At 70.5% G+C, this 18,926-nt stretch carries 18 protein-coding genes; 4 read left to right on the top strand and 14 right to left on the bottom strand.

All coding sequences use genetic code 11. From position 1 onward, the window contains the following. Positions 1 to 12: 12 nt before the first annotated feature. The 9 genes from DFR72_RS14735 to DFR72_RS14695 form a co-directional block, all read right to left on the bottom strand. Positions 13 to 423 (bottom strand): L,D-transpeptidase, encoded by a 411-nt coding sequence (locus tag DFR72_RS14735; RefSeq protein WP_090065601.1) that lies wholly within the window; start codon positions 421 to 423, stop codon positions 13 to 15. 56 nt (positions 424 to 479) lie between these two features. After that, positions 480 to 887, bottom strand: coding sequence for a L,D-transpeptidase (locus tag DFR72_RS14730; protein ID WP_090065602.1), 408 nt, complete (start codon positions 885 to 887; stop codon positions 480 to 482). Positions 888 to 896: 9 nt separating this feature from the next. Beyond that, a complete protein-coding gene (locus DFR72_RS14725; RefSeq protein ID WP_245982947.1) occupies positions 897 to 1,439 on the bottom strand; it encodes a L,D-transpeptidase in 543 nt (180 codons plus the stop codon). Positions 1,440 to 1,573: 134 nt separating this feature from the next. Further along, positions 1,574 to 2,344 (bottom strand): S1 family peptidase, encoded by a 771-nt coding sequence (locus DFR72_RS14720; protein ID WP_090065603.1) that lies wholly within the window; start codon positions 2,342 to 2,344, stop codon positions 1,574 to 1,576. Between the two features lie 131 nt (positions 2,345 to 2,475). Further along, the gene (gene glpX, locus DFR72_RS14715) at positions 2,476 to 3,516 is read right to left on the bottom strand and encodes a class II fructose-bisphosphatase (protein WP_090065604.1); all 1,041 of its coding nucleotides are present in this window, start codon (positions 3,514 to 3,516) and stop codon (positions 2,476 to 2,478) included. A 67-nt stretch (positions 3,517 to 3,583) separates the two neighbouring features. Further along, positions 3,584 to 3,817, bottom strand: coding sequence for an exodeoxyribonuclease VII small subunit (locus DFR72_RS14710; RefSeq protein ID WP_090065605.1), 234 nt, complete (start codon positions 3,815 to 3,817; stop codon positions 3,584 to 3,586). Next, positions 3,814 to 4,155 (bottom strand): sugar ABC transporter substrate-binding protein, encoded by a 342-nt coding sequence (locus tag DFR72_RS14705; protein ID WP_245982946.1) that lies wholly within the window; start codon positions 4,153 to 4,155, stop codon positions 3,814 to 3,816. Before DFR72_RS14705 ends, DFR72_RS14710 begins: the two co-directional genes overlap by 4 nt. Continuing rightward, complete coding sequence (gene xseA, locus DFR72_RS14700) at positions 4,148 to 5,398, bottom strand: exodeoxyribonuclease VII large subunit (protein WP_090065607.1); 1,251 nt, start codon at positions 5,396 to 5,398, stop codon at positions 4,148 to 4,150. Before xseA ends, DFR72_RS14705 begins: the two co-directional genes overlap by 8 nt. Further along, positions 5,391 to 5,921 (bottom strand): lipid droplet-associated protein, encoded by a 531-nt coding sequence (locus DFR72_RS14695; RefSeq protein ID WP_090065608.1) that lies wholly within the window; start codon positions 5,919 to 5,921, stop codon positions 5,391 to 5,393. The genes xseA and DFR72_RS14695 overlap by 8 nt, the downstream gene beginning before the upstream one ends. Positions 5,922 to 5,984: 63 nt before the next feature. Between DFR72_RS14695 and DFR72_RS14690 the strand changes: the two genes are divergently transcribed. Then, positions 5,985 to 6,929, top strand: a complete 945-nt coding sequence (locus DFR72_RS14690) for a 4-hydroxy-3-methylbut-2-enyl diphosphate reductase (protein ID WP_177224544.1) — start codon at positions 5,985 to 5,987, stop codon at positions 6,927 to 6,929. Between the two features lie 90 nt (positions 6,930 to 7,019). On the opposite strand, the gene DFR72_RS14685 is transcribed toward DFR72_RS14690, so the two are convergent. The 3 genes from DFR72_RS14685 to DFR72_RS14675 form a co-directional block, all read right to left on the bottom strand. After that, positions 7,020 to 10,358, bottom strand: a complete 3,339-nt coding sequence (locus DFR72_RS14685) for an nSTAND1 domain-containing NTPase (RefSeq protein ID WP_090065610.1) — start codon at positions 10,356 to 10,358, stop codon at positions 7,020 to 7,022. Positions 10,359 to 10,439: 81 nt separating this feature from the next. Then, the gene (locus tag DFR72_RS14680) at positions 10,440 to 11,162 is read right to left on the bottom strand and encodes a DUF6542 domain-containing protein (RefSeq protein WP_245982945.1); all 723 of its coding nucleotides are present in this window, start codon (positions 11,160 to 11,162) and stop codon (positions 10,440 to 10,442) included. 89 nt (positions 11,163 to 11,251) lie between these two features. Next, positions 11,252 to 12,163: a DNA recombination protein RmuC gene (locus tag DFR72_RS14675; RefSeq protein ID WP_090065612.1), complete on the bottom strand. Its 912-nt coding sequence runs from the start codon at positions 12,161 to 12,163 to the stop codon at positions 11,252 to 11,254. A gap of 99 nt (positions 12,164 to 12,262) precedes the next feature. On the opposite strand from DFR72_RS14675, the gene DFR72_RS14670 reads away from it, so the two are divergent. The 3 genes from DFR72_RS14670 to DFR72_RS14660 all read left to right on the top strand — a co-directional run bounded on the left by DFR72_RS14670 (position 12,263) and on the right by DFR72_RS14660 (position 17,127). Beyond that, the gene (locus tag DFR72_RS14670; protein ID WP_090065613.1) at positions 12,263 to 13,402 is read left to right on the top strand and encodes an exonuclease SbcCD subunit D; all 1,140 of its coding nucleotides are present in this window, start codon (positions 12,263 to 12,265) and stop codon (positions 13,400 to 13,402) included. Then, positions 13,399 to 16,275: an AAA family ATPase gene (locus tag DFR72_RS14665; RefSeq protein ID WP_090065614.1), complete on the top strand. Its 2,877-nt coding sequence runs from the start codon at positions 13,399 to 13,401 to the stop codon at positions 16,273 to 16,275. The genes DFR72_RS14670 and DFR72_RS14665 overlap by 4 nt, the downstream gene beginning before the upstream one ends. 357 nt (positions 16,276 to 16,632) lie before the next feature. Further along, complete coding sequence (locus DFR72_RS14660; protein ID WP_090065615.1) at positions 16,633 to 17,127, top strand: hypothetical protein; 495 nt, start codon at positions 16,633 to 16,635, stop codon at positions 17,125 to 17,127. Here the strand turns inward: DFR72_RS14660 and DFR72_RS14655 are convergent. Next, positions 17,124 to 17,621, bottom strand: a complete 498-nt coding sequence (locus DFR72_RS14655; RefSeq protein WP_090065616.1) for a methylated-DNA--[protein]-cysteine S-methyltransferase — start codon at positions 17,619 to 17,621, stop codon at positions 17,124 to 17,126. The two genes, DFR72_RS14660 and DFR72_RS14655, sit on opposite strands and share 4 nt — an antisense overlap. Further along, positions 17,618 to 18,904 carry a bifunctional transcriptional activator/DNA repair enzyme AdaA gene (locus DFR72_RS14650; RefSeq protein ID WP_090065617.1) on the bottom strand — a complete coding sequence of 429 codons (1,287 nt, stop codon included), beginning with the start codon at positions 18,902 to 18,904 and terminating at the stop codon, positions 17,618 to 17,620. The genes DFR72_RS14655 and DFR72_RS14650 overlap by 4 nt, the downstream gene beginning before the upstream one ends. Between the last annotated feature and the right edge of the window lie 22 nt (positions 18,905 to 18,926).

Genomic DNA, 18,926 nt, shown 5'->3' with positions numbered 1-18,926 from the left:
CCAACGGGCGAACTAGGGCAGTACCTGCACCTGCTCGCCGATCATCAGGTTGTCGTAGAACACGAGCGACGCATCCATGGGCATCCGGATGCACCCGTGGGACTGGACGGCAGTGTCACCCTGGTGGAACGCGATACCGGTCGTGGTGAAGTACACCGCGTTCGGCATCGGGCCGTTGTAGGGGACGCTCCAGTCGTTCTTCACCTTGCGCAGCACCGAGAACGTGCCCACCGGGGTCTCGTACCCCGGCTTGCCGTGGCTGATGGTCACCGGCCCGTAGCTCGTTCTGCCGTTGAAGACCAGCCACGCCTGGTTCGTGTGCTTCTCCAGGCACGCTCCGTTGTGGACGGTGCATCCCGCCTGAGCCTGTGCGGGTACAGCGAAGCCGAGGATCAGGAGCACCGTCGCGATCAGAACTCGCATCTCGCATCACCCCTCTGTAATGGAGTAGCCACTACCGGGTGACTTGAATCATCTTCTTATGGAAGGACCTGGACGCGTTCGCCGGGGAACAGGTTGTCGTAGAAGACCTCGGAGTCGTGCCAGGTCAGGCGCACACAGCCGTGCGACTGGGAGTTCAGGTCGCCCTGGTGGAACGCGACGCCGTCGGTGGTGAAGTAGACCGCGTTGGGCATCGGTCCGTTGTAGGGGACGCTCCAGTCGTCCTTCACCTTGCGCAACACCGGGAAGTCGCCGACGGGTGTGCCGAAGCCGGGCTTGCCGTGGCTGATCCGGACCGGGCCGTAGCTCGTCACGCCGTTGGAGACGAGCCACGCCAGGTTCGTGTGCTTCTGCACGCAGGCTCCGTTGTGGACGGTGCAGCCGGAGGCCTGCGCCGGCGACGCGGAGCTAAGCAGGAACAAGGCCGCTATGGCCAGGGCTCTCATGGTTGATGATCATGAGACCACCTGGACGGTGTCGCCAATCGAAAGGTTGGTGAAGTAGTACTTCGCCGACGGCGGGTCCAGGTGGATGCAGCCGTGCGACGGATCGGTCAGCGAACCCTCGTGGAACGCGATGCCGCTCTCGGTGAAGTACGTCGACCACGGCATCGCCGCGTTGTACGGCCGGCTCCACTCGTCCTTCACCTTGCGCAGCACCGGGAAGTTGCCGAGCGGCGTCTCGAAGCCCTTGCGGCCGTGGGTGATCGGCGTCGGGCCGTAGACGATCTTGTCGCCCCGGACGACCCACGACTGGTTCGTGGAGAGCTGGATGCACGCGCCGTCGCTGATGGTGCACGGCGTCGGCTTCACCGGCGGCGGCGGAGGCGGAGGCGGCGGGACAGGCGTCGACGAGGGCGTGGAAGGCGGCGCCTCGGAAGAAGGCGGCGCGGAAGGCGACGCCGAATGTGGTGGGGCTGCTGGAGTCTCGGCGTGCACAGCCCCCTGCGCGCACCCCGCCACCGACATCAACGCGACCGCCACGAGCAGCATCCGCATCGCGTACCCCCTGGTTGATCCATCCCTTGCCGAAGTAGACGGCGGGAGGAGTGCTCAGGTTGCAACGGCGAGAGCCCGCCTCCCATAACGAATGGGAGACGGGCCCTCGGAATGCGTTTACCGGACCGCAGGGGTTACAGGCCGCCCACGTTCGAGTTGATCCACGAGCGGTAGTACGCGACGTCGACGTAGATCGACGGGGCCTGGGCGCAGTTCGCGCCGCCACCGGAGCGGCTGGTGGCGCCGATGAGCTCCCAGCGGCCGCCGACCGACTTCACCTGCGGGCCACCCGAGTCGCCGTAGCAGGCGCCCTTGTTGCCACCGGTGTTGTTGGTGCAGATCTCCGACACACCGCTGATGCCGGAGCACCGGCTGTCCGCGACGATCGAGGTGTTGAGCTCCTGCAGGGTCACCGGAGCGCCACACGCGCCGCGGACCGGGCAGGTCTGGCCCCAGCCGATGATGCGGGTCGCGGTGCCGACCGCGCCCGACGACGTCGGGATGGTGATCGGGGCCTGGCTGACCGAGGTGTTGAGCTGCACCACCGCCAGGTCGGCGGACGGGTGCAGGATGATGCGCGACGCACCGGTCGTGGTGCCGCCGCTGGTGCGGTTCGTGGTGCCGATCCGGGTGCGGATCGAGGACGCCGAAGAGCCCTGGACGCAGTGCTTCGCCGTCACGACCCAGTTGGCCTTGACCAGCGACGCGCCGCAGAAGTGGCTGCCCGAGGTGCTCTGCAGGGAGACCATGAACGGGTAGACCTGGGAGGCGTTGGTGCCACCGACGATCATCGGCGTGACCTCGCCGTCGGCGGTGGGAGCCGGAGCCGCGGTGGCCGCGGTGACCGTGGCGAGCAGAGCGCCGGCGGCCACGACGACCGCGGAGAACAACGAACGTGCCCTCATCGTTGAGTTCCTTTCCTGAACCCGGCGCAGGGTTGCCGGGGTCAGGTCGGAAACTAAGGACGAAAGTGACTCCGTCACTAGGGTCACTCGGAGGGTGACCCTCCGTTAACGGTTCACAGATTCACACCGGGCTACGGCAGCGGCTGCTGCACGTCCTCCGGCAGGTCGAAGTCCACCGAGGCGTATTCGCGCAGCTTGTGCAGGCTGTGGAAGCCGTCGATCATGCGCACGGTGCCGGACTTGGAGCGCATGACGATCGACTGGGTGGTGCAGCCGCCCGCCCGGTAGTGCACGCCGCGCAGGAGGTCGCCGTCGGTCACGCCCGTGGCGCAGAAGAAGACGTTGTCGCCACTGACGAGATCGTTCGTCGTGAGCACGCGGGACAGGTCGTGGCCCGCTCCGATCGCCTTCTCGCGCTCCTCGTCGTCCTTCGGCCACAACCGGCCCTGGATGGCGCCACCGACGCACTTGAGGGCCGCGGCGGCGATGATGCCCTCGGGGGTGCCGCCGATGCCGACGAGCATGTCCACGCCCGACGTGGGGCGCGCGGCCGCGATCGCACCGGCCACGTCACCGTCGGAGATGAAGTGGATGCGGGCGCCGGCCTGGCGCACCTCCCGCACGATCTGCTCGTGCCGGGGGCGGTCGAGGATGCAGACGTTCACGTCGGACACGTCGCTGTGCTTGGCCTTCGCGACGCGGCGGATGTTCTCCGCGAGCGGCGCGGTGATGTCGATGACGTCGGCCGCCTCCGGGCCCACGGCGAGCTTCTCCATGTAGAACACGGCGGACGGGTCGAACATCGCCCCGCGCTCGGCCACGGCCAGCACGGCCAGCGCGTTCGGCATGCCCTTGGCCATCAGCGTGGTGCCGTCGATCGGGTCGACCGCGACGTCGCAGTCGGGGCCCTCGCCGTTGCCCACTTCCTCACCGTTGAACAGCATGGGCGCCTCGTCCTTCTCGCCCTCGCCGATCACCACTACGCCTCTCATCGAGACGGTGTGGATGAGCTTGCGCATCGCGTCGACGGCCGCGCCGTCGCCGCCGTTCTTGTCGCCACGACCCACCCAGCGGCCCGCGGCCATCGCCGCTGCCTCGGTGACGCGCACGAGCTCCAGTGCCAGGTTCCGGTCGGGGGCTTCGCGACGTCGTTCCGCGGGGGTGTTCACCATTGCGCGCCTCCATGCGACTACTCAGCGTGCCGGATTTTGTGATCGGCAGCTGAATCCTTGCACGGGATCACGCGTCCGAAACGTCCTCCTCGACCACAGCGAGAGCTGCATCGATTCGCTCGCGCGCACCGGCGAGATGCTGCTCACAAGTCTTGGCGAGCGCCTCACCGCGTTCCCACAACGCCAGGGAGTCCTCCAGCGACAGGCCACCGGCCTCCAGCTTGCGGACGACGTCGACCAGCTCGTCACGGGCGGCTTCGTAACCCGGTGCAGTGTCCTGCCGGACGGTTTCCGAACTCACGCGGATTGACTCCTCAGACGGCTCAGCACGGTCGCGACGGCCAGGTCGTAGCCGACCAGGGCCTCCGCGAACTCCTCGCCGTCACCCTCTCGCACCGCCTCGTCGATGAGCGCCTCGGCCTCCGCGACGCGCCGGTACTGCACCGTGCCGGCGGTGGTCTCGCTCAGGTCGTGCAACGTCAGGATCAGCGTGCGGCGGCTCGTGGTGTCGCAGTCGCCCACCATGGCCGTCCAGCACTCCGAGGCGGCGCGGTTCGCGGCCTCGGCCTTCGTGCGCAGGCCGGAGGCGCAGGAACCGGCGGCCTCCATGGTGAGGGGCAGGAACACGGCATCACGCATCATCGGTACCTCCCCCTTCCTGGTCGGTTTCCGGACCGGTGACCTCGGCCCGCACTGCTCCGTCAACGACGCGTACCCGCAGCTGTGTTCCGCTCGGCGCGTCTGAGGCAGAACGCAACACGCCGTCGGGACCGTCAGGTGTGACGAGTTGCACAACGGCGTATCCGCGGGCCAGCGTGGCGGCTGGTCCGAGGGTCGTCAAGCGCGCTTTCGTCCCCGAGAGGTGGACGTCCTCCCGATCGAGTCGTTGCGTCACGGCCCGGCGAGCTTGGTCGCGAAAACGCTTCACTTCCTCGGAACGGCGCTCCAGCGGGCCGTAAGGGTCCGAAAGTACTGGTCGAGACCGCAGCGAGTCGAGCAGTTTCCGCTCCCGGTCGACCCAGCCGTGCAGCGCGCGCCGGCCCCGGTCGCGCATCTGCCGGACGCGTTCACTCTCTTCAGCGACGTCGGGAACCACCCGTTTGCCAGCGTCGGTCGGCGTCGAACAACGCACGTCAGCGACGTGGTCGAGCAGCGGGGTGTCCGGTTCGTGGCCGATCGCCGACATGACCGGCGTGCGGCACGAGGAGACCGCGCGGCACAGCGCCTCGTCGGAGAACGGCAGCAGGTCCTCCACGCTGCCGCCACCGCGGGCGATGATGATCACATCGCACTCGGGGTCGCGTTCCAGGGTGGACAGTGCGGTCATCACCTGGGTCACCGCGGTCGGGCCCTGCACGGCGACGTTGACGACGCGGAAGTGCGCGCCGGGCCAGCGGTTCCGCGCGTTCGTGAGCACGTCGCGCTCCGCCGCCGACGCCCGGCCGGTGATGAGGCCGATCTTGTTCGGCAGGAACGGGGGACGGCGCTTGCGGCGCGGGTCGAACAGGCCCTCGGCGTGCAGCAGCTTGCGCAGCCGCTCCATGCGCGCCAGCAGCTCGCCGATGCCGACGGCGCGGATGTCGTCCGCCCGCAACGACAGCGTGCCCCGGTTCGGGTAGAAGCTGATCTTCCCGTGCGCGATCACCCTGCTGCCCTCGGTGAGCTGCAGCTCGCGGATCATCGAGGCGTTGCAGGTGATCGACATGGACATGTCGACGCTCGGGTCGCGCAACGTCAGGAACGCGGTGGAACTGCGCGCGTTGAGCTGCGTGACCTGACCCTCTACCCACACGTCGCCGAGCCGGTTGATCCAGTCGAGCAGCTTGCGGGCGACCGTCCGCACCGGCCACGGGTTCTCCGGCGTGGATTTCGCTTCACTCACGACTCTGCTTGATCCCTTCGGGGGCGCTCACCGTTCGGATCCGCCGGTTGAGCATCCCCACGAACTCCGGCCGCGACTCGTGGGCCTTCTCGTAGCGCAGCAACTCGTCGAGCTGCTCGACGCCGAGGTTGCGCAGGCGGGCGCGCAGCTGGGCGATCGACAGCTCGTCGTACACGGGCAGGAACGCGGGAACCTCGGCGACGATCGCCCGTTCCTCTTCCTCCCACGGGTCGTCGGCGGGAGTTTCGGCGGGACTTTCCTGAGAAGTCGTGACGGGCGTCTCCTCCTCGTCGAAGGTCGCCCACTCCGGTTCTTCTTCCACCGGACGCAGTCCGGAGAGGACGTCGTCGCCCTTGATGGCGAGTTCGGTCACATGCTGCTGCACGCGCATGGACAGCTGCATCGCCTCGCTGACCACCGTCAACGGGAGTCCGGCGAGCTGCTGTGGCAGCTTGCGGGCCTGTTCGAGGGCGGTCACCGCCAGGCCGGCGGCGATGCGGACACCCAGTGGCAGTGGCTTCATGCGCACTAGCCTGCCGCAACCGCGTCTGAAATGCCTAGGACCGGGCCTGGGTACCCTGGGGCCATGCCCAAGCGAGTCCTGTTGGCGAAGCCGCGTGGTTACTGCGCGGGCGTTGATCGTGCCGTCGAGACGGTCGAGCTCGCCCTCGAGAAGTACGGCGCTCCCGTCTACGTGCGCAAGGAGATCGTCCACAACAAGTACGTCGTGGAGACGCTGTCCGACCGCGGCGCCATCTTCGTCAACGAGACGGACGAGGTTCCCGAGGGCGCGCTCGTCGTGTTCTCGGCCCACGGCGTGTCGCCGGCCGTGCACGAGGAGGCCGAGCAGCGCTCGTTGCGCACCATCGACGCCACCTGCCCGCTCGTGACGAAGGTCCACAAAGAAGCGGTGCGGTTCGCCAAGGAGGACTACGACATCCTCCTGATCGGCCACGAAGGTCACGAGGAGGTCGAGGGCACCGCCGGTGAGGCGCCGGACCACGTCCAGCTCGTCGACACCGCCGAGGACGCCGCGACCGTCGAGGTCCGCGACCCCTCCAAGGTGATCTGGCTGTCGCAGACGACGCTGTCGGTCGACGAGACCATGGTGCGCGTCCGCCAGCTCAAGGACCGCTTCCCGGACCTGCAGGACCCGCCGTCCGACGACATCTGCTACGCCACCTCGAACCGCCAGACCGCGGTGAAGACGATGGCGCCGTCGTGCGACCTGGTGCTCGTCGTGGGCTCGAAGAACTCCTCCAACTCGGTCCGGCTGGTCGAGGTCGCGCTGCAGCACGGCGCCAAGGCCTCCTACCTGATCGACTACGCCAAGGAGGTCGACCTGGCGTGGCTCGAGGGCGTCGAGACCGTCGGCGTCACGTCGGGCGCGTCGGTGCCGGACCTGCTGGTGATGGAACTGCTGAAGTTCCTCGAGTCCCACGGCTACGGCGAGGTCGAGGAGATCACCACGGCGAACGAGCGCATCACGTTCTCGTTGCCGCGGGAGCTCCGCAAGGACCTGGTCCGCTAGTCGATCGCGTCGAGGGCCTGGTCCACGGCCAGGCCCACGCCAGGTGCGTGACCGGCTGGCTGTGGCCGCGCAGCTCGCCGGTCTGGCGGATCAGCCGAGCGCCTGGAGCGCCTTCTCGACGTCGAGCTGCCACACGAGCAACGCGTCGGCTGCGGCAGACACCACCGCACGGCCGTCGGGCATCCACGCGACGTGCGTGACGCTCTCGGCGTGGCCGCGCAGAGTCGCCCACGCCTGCAGGGTGTTCATGTCCCAGATGACGACGTTCTTGTCGTTCCCGCCGCTGGCGAGCCGTGACGAGTCCGGGCTGAACTCCAGCGCCCCGATCGTGCCCGTGTGCCCGCGCAACTCGCCCTTCTTCTTCCACGTGGCCGTGTCCCACAACAAGATGAGGCCGTCGTCGCCCGTGGTCGCGAGCGTGCGCTTGTCGGGGGACATCACGAGCGCGCGCACCGGGCTCTCGTGCACCGCGCCGAGGTTGAAGTCCTTCCCGGTCTCCAGGTTCCAGACGACCACGAGTCCCCAGTCGGAACCGAGCACGACCTCGTGGTCGTTCCGGCCGAACGTGGCCGCGGTCGGGGTGCCGTTGTTGTGCGTGTCGATCGTCTTCGGGCCGCTCGTCCACAGCGTCGCCGTTCTGTCGCCCCCGGCCGAGAGCAGCCGGTTGTCGCCCGCGAAGGCCAGTGCGGCGGGCGGGAGGTCCTCGTTCCGCGTGGCGTCGAGGCTGCCGTCGGAGGTCCGCCGCACCGCCACCTGCTCGCCGGCGCCCGACGTGGCGAGCAGGCCGTGGTCCGGGCTGAAACGCGCGAGGGTGCGGCCGGCCGCTCCGGTCTCGACGCGGCCGAGGCGGCGCAGGGAGGCGTCGCGGCGTTCGATCACGCCCGCGTCGTCGAAGGTGAGGATGCTGCCGTCCGGGGCGATCGAGAGCGCCCGCAACGGATGCGCGGACGCCACGGGCACTGCGCTGCGCGGCAGGAGCCGCAGAGCGCTGCCGTTGGACACCGCGAGCCTGCCGTCCGGGGTGAAGGCCATGCTCGAGGTCGTGGTGCCGACCTGGATCGGCCGCAGGGTGGTGCTGTGCACGACGTCCCACACCCTGACCTCGGTGTCCTCGCTCCCCGCGCTGGCGAGCACAGTCCGGTCGGCGCTGGCGGCCAGTCCCGCCCAGCCCTTGTGGGGTGGCAGGGTCCTGACCAGGGCGCCGGTTGCCGTGTTCCACATCCGCACCTCGCCACCGGTCTCGCCCACCGCGAGGAGACCGCCGTGCAGCAGCACCGCGGAACCGGAGTGCGTGCCGACGTCGAACCGCGCGGTGCGCTGCCCGGTGGCGAGGCTCCACACGGACACGGAGTTCTCCCTGAAGCCGGCGATGACGTCGCCGGCCACGTCGAACTGGTACCAGTCCTCGCTGTGGGCCAGCTGAGTCCGCATCCTGCGCGTGGCCACGTCCCAGATCTGGCCGCCGACCAGGACCGCGCGACCGTTCTCGATGAAGTTGACGCTGGTCCACGGCTTCGTCTCGCACAGGACGACGGGGTCCGCGGTGGGGGAGGAGTGGACGGTGACGCGTCCCAGCACGCCGGTGACGACGACGGAGCCGTCCGGAGCGAGGTCCAGTTCGGTGACCCGGTCGTCGGGCCGCAGGACGGTGAGAGGTGCGAGGGTGGTTCCGTCGAACAGTGCCGCGCCGTTCGGGCTTTGCACCCCGATGATCCCGTTGCCGGCCTTCACCCCGAGGCCGTTGACGGGCCGGGTGTCGCGCTGACGCCCGGCCGCGACGCTCAGCACCTGGCTGCGGGCCTCGGTGGTCGGTGCCGTCCGGTACGCCTCGGCGGCCCGGCGCGCCGCCTCGTCCGGGTTGCTCCGCAGCAGCGCGGCGGAGAGCGCGGCGAGCTGTTGCGACTGCGTGAGCAGGCCCAGGCGCTCGACCTCGCGGCGTTGCTGGGTGGCGGTGACGGCGCTGATGCTCGCCACGAGGACGAGCGTGACCAGCACGGCCGCCGCCGCGCGCAGACGGCGGGTGCGGCGGCGGGCGAGGTTCTTCGACGCGGTCAGGAACGCCTCCTCGCCCCTGGTGAGGGCGGCGTCGGTGCGGGCGGCCCACTCGGTGACCTCGGCGAGCCGGACGGACTGGTACAGCGCGCCGGAGTCCCGTTCGAGCTCCTCCCACAGGCGGGCGGCCTCGGTGAGCCTGCGGTGGGTCCGCAGGCCCTCGCGGTCCTCGTCCAGCCAGGCCGTGAGGCGCGGCCAGGCCCGGAACAACGCCTCGTGGGTGACCTCGACGGTGTTCTCGCCGACGGTGACGAGCCGGGCGCCGGCCAGCACGTCCAGCACCTCGTCGCTGATCACGTCGCTGCGGGGGACGGGACGTTTCGTGCCGTCCGCGGCGAGTCTGAGCAGGAGCTGGCGCGCCAGGTGCTGCTGGTCGGCGGTGAGCTGGGCGTACGCGGTCTCGGCGCTCTGGGCCAGCGCGCCGTCGATGCCGCCGGCCGCCTCGTAGGCGCCGACGGTGAGGATGTTGCCGCGCTTGCGGTGCCAGGTCTCGACCAGGGCGTGGCTGACCAGCGGGAGAACGCCGCTGCGGCCGCTCGCCTCGGCGATGAGCGTCGTCAGCAGGGCGCCCTCGACGGTGCAGCCGACCTTGGCCGCGGGCTGGGTGATCGCCCGGCGCAGCTCGTCCGGCGTCAGCGTGCCGATCAGGACCTGAGCGTCCGTCAGCGCCTCGGCCAGGGCCGCGTGCTGCGAGCAGTGCGGGTAGAAGTCGGACCTGACCGCGATCGCCGTCTTGCGGCCCGTGCCGAGCAGCCGGCCGAGGAACGCCTCGCGCCGCACCGGGTCGTCGCACAGGGTGAAGAGCTCTTCGAACTGGTCCACGACCAGCAGGTCGGGATCGTGGTCCAGGGCGGCGGCGATGGCGGCGTCCGGATCGGTGCCGGGCGTGCAGCAGACCGGATTGCGGTAGTGCTGGGCGAGGCCCGCCTTGAGCAGGGAGGATTTGCCTTCGCCGGACGCTCCGAAGACCGCGAGGAAGTCGTGCGTCTCCAGGCGGCTCTTCAGCGCGTGGGTGAGTTTCTCGCGGCCGAAGAAGCGGTCTGCGTCTTCTCTCGTGAACGCGCTCAGACCCACGTACGGCGAGGGGCTGACCTTGGACAGCGCCCAGCTCTCGTCGACCTCGTGCCAGCGTTGCGCCCACGTCTGCTCGTCGCCGCCGCACGCCCGGACGTAGGCGAGCGTGACGTCCAGGCCCGGCACCTTCCGCCCGCCGGCGGCGTCGGACAGCGTCGTGACCGAGAAGTGCGCGCGTCTGGCGAGCTCCCGGTAGGTCGGGGTGCCCGCGTCGGCGCGGAGCTGACGCAGATCCCTCGCGAACCGCAGCAGCGGGCTGTCGCCCTCGTCCAGTGGACGTTCTCCCCTAGGCATCGAGCTCATGCTGGCAGAGTGCTGCCGTTTTCCCTGCTCGTTGTTCCGACCTCGTTGTTCGCGGTTCGGGGAGTGGCCGCGAACAACCTGCTAGCGGTCTTCGCGCGGCGGGCGGGGACGGCGCTGACCGGCGGGACGTTCGGCGCGGGCGCCTTCCGGGCGCGGACGACGTGCGGGAGCGCCCTCGGGACGCGGGCGGCGGGCCGGGGTGCCCTCGGAGCGTTCCGGGCGGGGACGGCGCGGGCGCTCGTCCTCCTCGGGCTCCTCGCGGGGCCTGCGGACTGGCTTGGAGCGTTCCTTGATCTCCGCCTTGGCCTCGCGGACCTCGTCCTTGCTCGGCCGGTTCGGGTTCTTCTGCAGGAAGATCCGCAGGATGCCCAGGCCGACCGTGACGGCGGTGGTGAGCGCCATGACGGGGAAGCTGTCGATCAGCGGCTTGCCCAGACCCAGCGCCATGGCGGACAGGCCGCCCTTGTCGGTCTCGCCGGTCAGCAGCACGAGGGTGGGCACCGTCGCGGCCAGGACCAGCGGCGGCTGCACCATCGGCCCGAACAGGCTGCGGCGTTGCACGAGCAGGATCGCGGCCAGCGCGCCGACGAAGAACACGACGTAGAACGTCCAGCCGACGGTCTTGCTGGAGTTGATGTCGATGAAAGCGCCGATGAACGCCGGGACGAGGGCAGCGAGGATCGCCGCCCACCACGGGATGCCCTTGAACTCCCCGAAGATGGCCCGGTAGTTCCACGGAACCGCGTCGTAGTCTTCGACGTCGTCGTCATCGAAAGCTGCTGAACGCTCGCGCAACTCACTCACGACGCACACGGTAGCCGTTCGGCCATTCGGTGTTCGTCAGTCCGCTGCTTTCTCACCCAGAAGCAACCTGCGGGCACACTGCGTGCGTTTCAAGCGGACTGTTCGTCCGCCCTTCGGACGAGCGGCAGGGGCGTAGGGGTGGCGGAGGCGTCCGTCAGCGGTTCCACGCTCGCCCGGAACCCCTCCAGCGCGTCGAGCTCCCTGCGCCGGGCGCTCAGGAAGCGCTGCAGGTGCGTGGTGGAGAGGTTGACGGCCTCGATGGCGGTGTCCGCGGCCCGGTTCGCGCGGCCGGCCTGCAGCCTGACTTGCTCGACGTCGTCGGCCAGCGCGCGTTCGGTGACCGCGAACATCGCGCTCGACGCGATCACGGCGAACCCGGTCGGGCCGCACAGGAACACGCGGCGGTCGAGCAGCCAGCGCAGCAGTTCGGGATCGGTGTCGAGCGCCGCGACGACCGCGCCGTCGTTGGGGACGAACATGATCGTGCCGTAGATGGCGTCGGCCCAGCGCTGGTAGCCCTTGCCCGCCAGTTCGGCGGCGCGGGAGCGGATGTTGCGGACGTGCACCCGCAGCGCGTCCTGGCGCTCCTGCGGGTCGTCCGTCTCGACGGCCTCGGCCCAGGTGGCCATGGACATCTTCGAGTCGACCGGCACCGCGCGGCCGCCGCCGACGTTCAGCACCATGTCGGGCCGGACCGCGCCGCCGCCCGCCACGTCCGTCTGGAGCGTGTAGTGGAGGTTTTCCCTCAGGCCTAGTGCGCGCGCCGTTTCGACGAGCACCTGTTCGCCCAGTTCACCGCGTCCGCTGACGCTGGAGAACGCCACTTCGTAGCGTTGCAGGGCGACCTGTTGGGCGTCATAGCGCGCGCGTTCCGAGCCGATGGCCTGGAGCGCTTCGTCGGTGCGCCGGACGCTGTCCTGGTAGAGCCGGTAGACGAACACCAGCGCCCCGGCGCACACGAGCGCCAGGACGAGCGAGGCGGTGATGATCACTGCGGTCACGGCACCGATGATGCTCCACCAGAGATGTTGAACTCGATCGGGTGACACGCCGGGAACCCTCCCGGAGTTTTGTCGGACCCCGTCTCTACGGTTGGGGCCATGCGGATCCTGCACACCTCCGACTGGCACGTGGGGCGCACTTTCCACGGCCGCGACCTGCTCGTGGAGCAGGAGTCGGTGCTGGGCGGCCTCGCTGACCTGGTGTCTTCCGAGAAGGTCGACGTCGTGGTCATCTCGGGCGACCTGTACGACCGGGCGGTGCCGTCCGCCGACGCGGTGGCGTTGTGCGCTCGGGTGCTGATGAGGATCCGGGCGGCCGGGGCGAAGATCGTGATCACGCCGGGCAACCACGACTCGGCGGCGCGGATCGGGGTGTTCGGGGAGTTCGCGGCGGCGGGCGGGCTGTACCTGCGCACGCAGATCTCGTTGCTGGACAAGCCCGTCGAGCTGGAGGACGAGCACGGACCCGTCGCGGTGTACGGGATCCCGTTCCTGGAGCCGGAGCCCGCGCGGCACGTGCTCGGGGTGCCGGAGAAGGGGCACGCGCCCGTGCTCGGGGAGGCGATGCGGCGCATTCGCGCCGACCTGGCGTCGCGGGATTCCCGTTCCGTGGTGCTGGCGCACGCCTTCGTGACGGGCGGGGCACCGTCGGAGTCCGAGCGCACCATCGCGGTGGGCGGCGTCCAGGACGTGTCGATGCAGGTGTTCTCCGGCGTCGACTACGTGGCCCTCGGGCACCTGCACGGGCCGCAGACGCTGGCGGAGAACCTGAGGTACTCGGGCAGTCCGCTGGCGTACTCGTTCTCCGAGGCGCGGCACCGCAAGTCGGTGTGGCTGGTCGAGTTGGACGAGGGCGGGCTCGTCGGCGTGGAGAGGCGCGACCTGCCGGTGCCGCGGGAGCTGGCCGTGGTGAGCGGGACGCTGGCCGAGGTGCTGGAGGACCCGGCGCACACGCCGCTGGAAGACCACTTCCTGTCGGTCGTGCTGACGGACCACGTGCGGCCGATGGACGCGTTGCGGCAGTTGCAGAAGCGGTTCGAGCACGCGGTGCACGTCGAGTGGCGGCCCGAGCAGGGCCTGCAGCACGACATGACCTACGCGGACCGGGTGCGCGGTCGTTCCGACGAGGAAGTGGCCTGCTGCTTCGTGTCGGACGCCCGCGGCTCCGAGCCTTCCACGGCGGAGATGGCGTTGCTGTGCGAGGCGTTCGCGTCCGTGGCGAGGGAGCAGGAGCAATGAGACTGCACCGCCTGGAACTGACGGCGTTCGGGCCCTACCCGAAGCCCGAGGCCGTCGACTTCGACGAGCTGGGCGCGGACGGGCTGTTCCTGCTGCACGGCGACACGGGCGCGGGCAAGACGACGTTGCTCGACGCGGCGGCGTTCGCGTTGTTCGGCCGCGTGCCGGGCGCGCGCGGCGACGTGAAGAAGCTGCGGTGCGAGTACGCCGACCCCCAGGTGCCGACGGAGGTGTCGCTGGAGCTCACGGTGCAGTCGCGGCGCTTCCGGATCGTGCGCTCGCCGGAGTTCGACCGCCCGAAGAAGCGCGGCGGCGGCTTCACCACGCAGCCCGCGAAGTGCACGCTGACCTGGCTCGAGGGCTGGGACGGCGAGGGCATCACCCGCATCGACGACGTGGCGCGCGCGGTCGAGGACATGCTGGGCATGTCGTACGAGCAGTTCTTCCAGGTCGTGCTGCTGCCGCAGGGTGAGTTCGCCCGGTTCCTGCGCTCGGACACGGCCGAACGCGAGGTGTTGCTGGAGAAGCTCTTCGGCACCGAGCGGTTCCTCGACGTGGAGAAGTGGTTCCGCGACCGGCGCGTCGCCGCCGGCCGGGTGCTGGAGGAACGCCGCAAGGGCGCCGACGAGCTCATGCACCGCGTGGCGGAAGCGGCCGGTGGCGAGCCGTCGTGCGAGCCTGGCTGGCTGGAATCCGTGCTGGAGCGCCTGTCCGCCGCCGTGACCGAGGCCGGTGCGCTGTCGGAGGAGACGGCGGGCGTGGCCGACGGCGCGGACGCGTTGCTGGCCCAGGCCCGCGTGCACGCCGACCAGATCCGCCGCGTGCGTGAGGCCCGCGAGTTGCTCGCTCGTGTGGAAGCCGCCGACTCGGCGTCGTGGTTCGCCGAACGCGACGCCGCCCGCCGCGCCATCCCCGTGGTGCCGGCGTTCCACGAGATCGCGAAGCTGCAGGAGACCTACAAGTTCGCCGTCCGCGACGAGGCCCAGGCCCTCGGGTCGCTGGAGCGCCTGGGCTACACCGGTTCGTCGTTGCGCGAGGACGCCGAGCGCTACCGCGAGGAGGCGGGCGGCCTGGGCGAACTGGCCGCCGAAGCCGAACGCCAGCAGGCCGACGTGCGCAGGCTGTCGGTGCTGAAGAACTCCTCCTACCAGGTAGAACGCCGGCTGCTGGCGCTCGGCGCCGAACTGGACGTGCTGCCCGAACGCCTCGCCCAGTGCCGTCTGCAGCTGGACGCGGCGGCGGAGGCCTCGGCCCGCCTGGAGTCGCTGAAGTCCCGCGCGGACGCCGCCCTCGCCCTGCCGGAGGCGGGGGAAGCGTTGGAGCGCACCAAGAAGCAGCTGCACGAGGCGATCGACGTCCACCAGAAGGCCAAGGACGTCCTCCAGCAGGTCCGCCACCAGCGACTGGAGAACATGGCCATCGAGCTCGCGGCGGCGTTGAAGCGCGGCAAGCCCTGCGCCGTCTGCGGCTCACCGTCCCACCCCGCGCCCGCGCAACCGATGCTCGGCGGCGTCGGCGCGACCGACGAGGAAGACGCGGCGCACGAGGAACAGACCGCCCTGGACCGCCGCAACGAGGCGGAACGCGCCGCCCACGCCGCCGAACTGCGGATCCAGGCCTGCTGGGAGGCACTGGGCTCGGACGACCCGGCCGTCGCCATCGCGGAGTACCGCGCGGCCCTGGAACTGGCCCGCACGCGCTCGCAGCGGCAGAACGAGTTCGTCGGCCTGGAGGCCAAGACCCGCCAGCTGGGCGAGGAGAAGGCCCAGGTCGAACGAGAACTGGTGGGCCTGCACACCGAGCACGCGTCACTGGTGACGGTGGTCGAGGAACGTGGAGCCCGGTTGGACAAGGCCCGCGGCGAGCACGACGACGTCCTGACCCGCCGCGACCACCTGCTCCGGTTGTCGAAGGCCCTGGTGGAACTGGCAGACCGTCGTGCGGCCCGAGACGCCGCCCACGCCCGCATCGAGGAACAGCAGAGCCTCGTCGCGAGCCAGGCCACCGCCGCGGGCTTCGCCGACGTCGACGCCGCCCTGGCCGCCGCCCGTCCCGCGATCAAGCTGCAGGCGCTCGACGACAGGATCGCGGCCTGGGAGCGCGCGCGTGCCTCCGCCTCGGCGACGCTGGAAGAACTGGCCGGGATCGACCCGGCCACCGAGGTCGACCTCGACGAGGTGACGGCGGCGGCGTCCTCGGCCAGGTCCGCGGCCTCGTCGGCCGCCACCGGACTGGCCCGCGCCCGTGCGGCGTTCGAGCGGGTGGGCGAACTGGCCGCGCGGCTGCGTGCCGAGTGGAAGTCCCTGGAGCCGTTGGAAGCCGCCTACGCCGAACTGGACGCGCTGACCGACGTGATCAACGGGCGCGGCCAGAACTCCAAGAAGATGACCCTGAGGTCGTACGTGCTGGCGGCGCGGCTGGAGGAGGTCGCGGTCGCCGCCTCCGCCCGGCTGCACCGGATGAGCCAGGGGCGGTACAGCTTCGTGCACTCCGACTCGGCCGGGGCCCGCGGGACGCGCGGCGGGCTGAACCTGGACGTGCTGGACGACTACTCGGGTCGGGCCCGGCCCGCCAAGACGTTGTCCGGCGGGGAGTCGTTCCTCGCCTCGCTGTCGCTCGCCCTCGGGCTGGCCGACGTGGTGGCCAACGAGACCGGTGGGGCGTTGCTGGACACGCTGTTCGTCGACGAGGGGTTCGGGACGCTGGACTCCGACACCCTCGACATCGTCATGAACACGTTGGACGAGTTGCGTGCCGGGGGGCGGGTCGTGGGGCTGGTGTCGCACGTCGAGGAGTTGCGGCAGCGGATTCCCACCCGGTTGAGGGTGCGGAAGGCTCGGACCGGGTCGACGTTGGAGATGTCGCTGGGGTGATGGGGCCGGGTGGGTCGGCTCGCGCCTGCCGTGCGAGAGGTCAGCGTGCGAGGGCGGGCGGGTGGGCACCGTGCGGGTCGGCTTCCGTGGGCATGTCCCGTTCCAGCGGGGCGGTCACCGATGCGCTCAGGTCACCTTGTGCGGGTGGGCAGTGCCAGGCCGGTGCGGGGCATCGCCCACTCAAGGTAAAGCCCCAATCGCACAGTGCGTGGGTCACCACCGCTTCCCGGCCCGAAGAGGTTCACACGCCTCGGCTCCGCCATCGCGTTGGCGGGCGGGGTGGCTCGGTTCCGCCGTTGTCCTGTTGTGCACTGGTCCTGTGTGGACGGGGGTGGCCGGCGGCTTTAACCTCGGTTCGTGCTGTCCCACGTGGAAGTCACCGCTCGTGTCACCGTCACCCCGGCCGCCCACTTCGTGTGGTCCAACCGGCTCGACTTCGTCCACGACTGCCTTGTCTGCCTGCGGGTCGGGCGGGTTGTGCAGTTGCAGCACGGCATGCCGTACGGGCTGTGCACCGGTGACGAGCATCCGGCCCCGGTGCGCGTCAGCGCGTTCGATGCGGCCGAGCACGGTGCCGAGCGGCGGTTGCGGTGCCGGATCACGTCGTGGTGGGCGCCGTTCAGCGACTCGGCGGAGCCTGAGGTCCAGGCTTCGGAGCTGACCGCGGAGCCGTGGGTGCGGCTCCACTACCGCGTTGGTTGTCACACGTGCCGTGACAACGGGGTTGGTGAGTGGCTTGGCATCGAAGGGGACTTGAAGTCCGGCGCGGCTCCGGCGGGCAGGGCTTGTCCCCGGTGCGGGACTGAGCTGGTGTCCGTGGCGGCCGTGCCGGAGATCGACCTCGTCGGTTAGTTCTCGTGGGCCAGGAGCCAGCGCTTCACGTCGAGGCCCCAGCGGAAGCCTCCGAGGTTGCCGCCGATCCGGATGACGCGGTGGCAGGGGACGAAGAGGGCCGCGGAGTTGCGGGCGCAGGCCGAGGCCGCTGCCCTGATCGCGGACGGGCGGCCGGAGAGCTCGGCGTACTCGGAGTAGGTGACGGGTTCGCCCGCCTTCACCGTGCGCAGGACGTCCCACGCGTGCTGGAGGAACGGGCCCGACTTCTGGCGGACCTCGATCGCGTCGATCGCCGTCAGGTCGCCCTCGTGGTAGGCGATGGTCGCCTTCGTGACGTCGCCCAGGTCCGGTCGTGTCGTGATCTCGGACGGCATCAGGGTGGCGTGGATCTGGGGCGTCAGCAGGGCCAGGTCGGCGGTCCAGCCGCTGGCGAGCACTGCTCCGTCCGGTGCGACGATCGCGGTGAACGGCCCCGCCGGGGTGTCCACAGTGGACGTGTGCGCGACGGTCATGATGTCGTTGCCTTCCTGGTCAGGTGTGCTCCGGCGTAGGAGCGCCACGGCCGCCAGTCCGGGCCGTGGGAAGTCAGGTGTCGTGAGGCTCGGGGGAGCACCAGCACGTCCGGTGCGCCCAGCACGCGCATGGCCACCTCGTCGGCCACCGCCGGGCCGGCCAAGGGGGTCAGTTCCTCGGTCAGGTCCTCGATCGAACGGCCCACGTCCACGACGAGTCTGCCGTTCGCCAGCGCCTCGGTGACGGGGTGGTCCCCGGCCGCGTAGAGGTGGGTCAGGTCGCCGTCCGGGATCTGCAGCGGGACGCCGGTGAACGGTGCCACCAGGCGCAGCAGGGTCTCGGCGCCGTCGACGCTGCCCGCCACGCGGATGCCGGGCGTCTCGCGGACCAGGGGACCGATGATCGGGTCCTGGCCCAGGAACTCGTCGACGGCCGCCGGGTCGGCGTCGAGGTCCAGGAGGCGGCGGACCCGGGAGACGGCCGCGCCCAGGTCCCGCACGTCGGCCAGGCGCAGCGAGCACAGGACGTGGTCGGCCGGGAACGTCAGCCGGACCGTGGCCTCGCCGTGCGGGAGCGACAACGTCCGGGCGTAGGAGTCGGCGGTCACCTCCTCCACGCCGGGCAGCGCGTGCGTCCGGAAGTGGGCGAGCAGGCCCGTGGCGTCGAACGGCGCCCGGTACGGCAGGCGCAGGACGATGCGGCCCGGTGTGCCGACCGGGGCCTTGCCGCGGCCCCGCATGTCGGACGGGGTCGAGGCGAACACCATGCGGATCGTGTCGTTGAACTGGCGCACCGACGCGAAGCCCGCGGCGAACGCGATGTCGGCGAACGGCAGTTCGGTCGTCTCGATCAGCAGCCGGGCGGCGTGGGCGCGGTGGGCTCGGGCCAGGGCCAGCGGACCGGCGCCCAGTTCGGCGGTCAGCACGCGGGTGAGGTGGCGTTCCGAGTAGCCGAGCCTGGTGGCCAGGCCCGTCACGCCGTCGCGTTCCACGATGCCGTCGCTGATCAGGCGCATCGCCCGCCCGGCCAGGTCCGCGCGGAGGTTCCACTCGGGGGAGCCGGGCACGGCGTCGGGCAGGCAGCGGCGGCAGGCGCGGAAACCGGCCGACTGGGCCGCGGCGGCCGTCAGGAAGAACTGGCTGTTGCGGCGCTTCGGGGTCACCGCGGGGCACGACGGCCGGCAGTAGATGCCCGTCGTGCGGACCGCGTGGATGAAGCACCCGTCGAAACGGGCGTCACGTGCGGAGCACACCCGGTACGCGTGTTCTTCGTCAATGACCATGCCATCGATCCTGCCAGCGGGA

The sequence above is a fragment of the Lentzea flaviverrucosa genome (genome assembly GCF_003350445.1).
Lineage (GTDB): Bacteria > Actinomycetota > Actinomycetes > Mycobacteriales > Pseudonocardiaceae > Lentzea > Lentzea californiensis.
This window is presented reverse-complemented; position numbering and strand designations above follow the sequence as displayed.

What these genes read in the sequence shown, in the direction of transcription:
- DFR72_RS14735 (WP_090065601.1), bottom strand. Translation starts at nt 423, where the DNA reads ATGCGAGTTCTGATCGCGACGGTGCTCCTGATCCTCGGCTTCGCTGTA.
- DFR72_RS14730 (WP_090065602.1), bottom strand. Translation starts at nt 887, where the DNA reads ATGAGAGCCCTGGCCATAGCGGCCTTGTTCCTGCTTAGCTCCGCGTCG.
- DFR72_RS14725 (WP_245982947.1), bottom strand. Translation starts at nt 1,439, where the DNA reads ATGCGGATGCTGCTCGTGGCGGTCGCGTTGATGTCGGTGGCGGGGTGC.
- DFR72_RS14720 (WP_090065603.1), bottom strand. Translation starts at nt 2,344, where the DNA reads ATGAGGGCACGTTCGTTGTTCTCCGCGGTCGTCGTGGCCGCCGGCGCT.
- glpX (WP_090065604.1), bottom strand. Translation starts at nt 3,516, where the DNA reads ATGGTGAACACCCCCGCGGAACGACGTCGCGAAGCCCCCGACCGGAAC.
- DFR72_RS14705 (WP_245982946.1), bottom strand. Translation starts at nt 4,155, where the DNA reads ATGCGTGATGCCGTGTTCCTGCCCCTCACCATGGAGGCCGCCGGTTCC.
- DFR72_RS14695 (WP_090065608.1), bottom strand. Translation starts at nt 5,921, where the DNA reads ATGAAGCCACTGCCACTGGGTGTCCGCATCGCCGCCGGCCTGGCGGTG.
- DFR72_RS14690 (WP_177224544.1), top strand. Translation starts at nt 5,985, where the DNA reads ATGCCCAAGCGAGTCCTGTTGGCGAAGCCGCGTGGTTACTGCGCGGGC.
- DFR72_RS14685 (WP_090065610.1), bottom strand. Translation starts at nt 10,358, where the DNA reads ATGAGCTCGATGCCTAGGGGAGAACGTCCACTGGACGAGGGCGACAGC.
- DFR72_RS14670 (WP_090065613.1), top strand. Translation starts at nt 12,263, where the DNA reads ATGCGGATCCTGCACACCTCCGACTGGCACGTGGGGCGCACTTTCCAC.
- DFR72_RS14665 (WP_090065614.1), top strand. Translation starts at nt 13,399, where the DNA reads ATGAGACTGCACCGCCTGGAACTGACGGCGTTCGGGCCCTACCCGAAG.
- DFR72_RS14655 (WP_090065616.1), bottom strand. Translation starts at nt 17,621, where the DNA reads ATGACCGTCGCGCACACGTCCACTGTGGACACCCCGGCGGGGCCGTTC.
- DFR72_RS14650 (WP_090065617.1), bottom strand. Translation starts at nt 18,904, where the DNA reads ATGGTCATTGACGAAGAACACGCGTACCGGGTGTGCTCCGCACGTGAC.